This is a genomic window from Pseudonocardia sp. McavD-2-B (genome assembly GCF_024124365.1).
Lineage (GTDB): Bacteria > Actinomycetota > Actinomycetes > Mycobacteriales > Pseudonocardiaceae > Pseudonocardia > Pseudonocardia alni.
Map to the genome: position 1 here is coordinate 1 of NZ_JAMXSG010000430.1, position 2,967 is coordinate 2,967.

3 protein-coding genes are annotated in these 2,967 nt (G+C 75.6%); 1 reads left to right on the plus strand and 2 read right to left on the minus strand.

What is annotated here, in order from left to right; all coding sequences use genetic code 11:
* Nucleotides 1-526 (plus strand): DNA glycosylase AlkZ-like family protein (locus tag NH602_RS29730; protein WP_253069547.1); only part of this gene is annotated, 526 nt, incomplete at its 5' end.
* A 9-nt stretch (nt 527-535) separates the two neighbouring features.
* Here NH602_RS29730 and NH602_RS29735 read toward each other — a convergent pair.
* Together NH602_RS29735 and nadC are read right to left on the minus strand one after the other, a co-directional pair.
* Complete coding sequence (locus NH602_RS29735) at nt 536-2,062, minus strand: hypothetical protein (RefSeq protein ID WP_253069548.1); 1,527 nt, start codon at nt 2,060-2,062, stop codon at nt 536-538.
* Between the two features lie 120 nt (nt 2,063-2,182).
* Nucleotides 2,183-2,967 (minus strand): carboxylating nicotinate-nucleotide diphosphorylase (gene nadC / locus NH602_RS29740; RefSeq protein WP_253069549.1); only part of this gene is annotated, 785 nt, incomplete at its 5' end.

Consider the following 2,967-nt stretch of genomic DNA (forward strand, 5'->3'; position numbering starts at 1 on the left):
CGCGGCGGCCGGGCTGGCCCGTGCCCACCTGCGCGCGTTCGGCCCGGCCACCCGCGACGACCTGCGGTGGTGGACCGGCTGGACGGTCGCCACCACCCGCACCGCGCTGGCCGACGTCGGCGCCGTCGAGGTCGGGCTCGACGACGGCGGCACCGGTCACCTGCTCCCCGACGACCTCGACCCGGTCGCCGACCCCGGGCCGTCGGTGGCGCTGCTGCCGAGCCTGGACCCGACGACGATGGGGTGGAAGGCCCGCGGCTGGTACCTCGACCCGGCGCACGCACCGCTGCTGTTCGACCGCAACGGCAACGGCGGCCCCGCGGTCTGGGTGGACGGCGCCGTCGCCGGGACCTGGGTGCAGCGGCCCGACGGCGCCGTCGTGACCCGGCTGTTCGGCGACGTCGACCCAGCCGCCCGCCGGGCGGTCGACGACGCCGCGGAGCGCCTGCGGGCGTTGCTGGGCGGGGCGCGGGTCTCCGCCCGCTTCCCGGCCCCGGTGCAGTCGGAGCTGCTGGCGGGGCCGTGAGCCGGGTGCTCACCGCGGGAGGACGACCAGGTTGCCGGCTCCGCTCCACGGTGTGGCGACGTCGACCCCGTCGGGAAAGGTCCCACGCCGCATCACCAGCGTGCTCGTCCCGGGGGTGTACCGAGCAGGGCGCACGAAGAGGTAGTTGACCCGCAGCACGGCGCCCAGGACAGGGCCCGAGCGGTCGATCCGGTCCCGGACCCGCCCCAGCAGGGCGGCACGTTCGGACAACGGATCGTCGATCGCGCACCGGTCCTCGCAGAAGAAGGCCAGCGCCCCGACCTCCCCCGCGCTGACGACCTTGCCGTGCAGCCCGCCCGCCACCCGTGCGTACTCCTCGGACGTCGCGTGGTTGGTGGAGATCGGCGCGATCCGCCAGCGCGCCCCGTCGTGCCCCGCGTAACCCGCCGAGAGGAGCACGAGCAGGACGACCGCCCCGCACCCCGCGCGGACCACGACCGGGGCGATCTCGGGCGCGTGCGCCCAGGCCCAGCCGGACACCGCGGCGAGCGCGAACACGACCAGTACCGACAGCGCACCGACAGCGGGACCGTAGTACCAGTGGTACGGCGCCGTGCCGAGCAAGCAGAAAACCAGCAGGTGCGCGGCGGAACCCGCGCCCAGCACCAGTGCGGGAACCGCGCGCACTCCCTGCGCGAACACCCACAGCACCCCGGCGACCACCCCGGCGACCGGACCGATCAGCGCGAGCGGGGTCGCCACGGGGAACACCCGGAGATAGAGACCGAGACCGTTGAGGACGGTCGTGCCACCCCAGTCCGCCCCCACCTTCCACAGCATCGTGTCGGGCACCGCCGACCCCAGGAGGATCCAGGCCAGCACGAACCACGGCAGCGCGGTCGCCGCCGCGGCGGCGAACACGACCTGGGCCCGGCGCATCAGCGCCGGCACCGCGGCCGTCGCGGCAACGACGACCACGGCCAGATCCGGGCGGGTGAGCACGAGCAGCCCGCCCAGCACCCCGGCCGCACCGGGCCGTCCCGCGGTCGCCGCCCAGCAGAGCCCGACCAGGAGCGCGACCGCGAGGTGGGTCGCCAGCCCGACGGTGGACAGCAGCAGCGGGTTCACCAGCACGACCGCCGCGGCCACGGGCCCGGTCCACACCGGCCAGCTCCGCACGGAGGCGGTCCGCGCCGCCCACCAGCCCGTCGCCGCGACGCAGAGCGCGAACACGACTCCCGCCGCCACGACCGGTTGCCGCACCACCGCTGCCACGGCTGCGAGCAGCAGCACGTTCAACGGCGAGGTCGCGGTGTGGGCGACACCGTCGAGGTTCACCCCCCAGTGCGCGTGGAACGCGAGGTTCCGGGCGTAGGTGAGGGTGATGTAGGCGTCGTCAACCAACGCCCCGGACACCAGCGGGAACACCGCGAGCGTGGTGACGCCCGCACCCGCCGCCACGAGCAACGGCACGGACGGCACGAGCGGCCGGAACGGACGGCGACGGCGCCGTGCCGGTGCAGCTGCCGTCCGGTACCGCAACGGGTCGGCGAACTCGGGGGGAGCGATGGCCATGCGGGATTGTGACACCATCGCCCAAGATCACGGACGCGGTTCGCGACGTGTCCGCGATCCGTACCCGTCAGTGGTCCCACATGGACGTTCCGTGACGCAGAGTCACCGCGAGGTCGATCGTCAGGATCCGGGAACGAGGTCCAGCCCCAGATCCAGCGCGGTGACCGAGTGGGTCAGCCCGCCCACGGCCAGGAAGTCCACCCCGGTCGCCGCGTAGTCCCGCGCGACGTCGAGCGACAGCCCGCCCGAGGACTCCAGCAGCGTCGGTCCGGCGCCGCGCCGGCGCACCGCCTCGGCGGTCTGCGCGACGGTGAAGTTGTCGAGCAGGACCAGCTCGGCGCCGAGCGCGAGGACCTCGTCGAGCTGGTCGAGCGAGTCGACCTCCACCTCGCACGGCAGGTCCGGGGCCAGCTCCCGGGCCGCGGTCAGGGCGGCGGACACCGACCCCGCGGCGGCGACGTGGTTGTCCTTGACCAGCACCGCGTCGCCCAGGCCGAGCCGGTGGTTCACCCCGCCGCCGCACCGCACGGCGTACTTCTCCAGCAGCCGCAGGCCCGGCAGCGTCTTGCGGGTGTCCCGGATCCGGGCGCCGGTGCCCGCGACGGCGTCCACCCAGGCGCGGGTGGCCGTCGCGACCCCGGACAGGTGGGTGAGCAGGTTCAGCGCCGTGCGCTCGGCGGTGAGCAGCCCGCGCACGGGGGCCCGCACGGTGAGCGCCGGGGTGCCGGCGGTGAGCCGGTCACCGTCGGCGGCCTCGGCGAGCACCACGTAGCCGCCCGCCCCCAGCACCTCGTCGAGCACGGCGCGCGCGGCCGGGGCCCCGGCGAGCACGCCGTCGGCGCGCGGGGTGAACGAGGCGAGGGCCACGGCGTCGGCGGGGACGGTGGCCGCCGACGTCGCGTCCG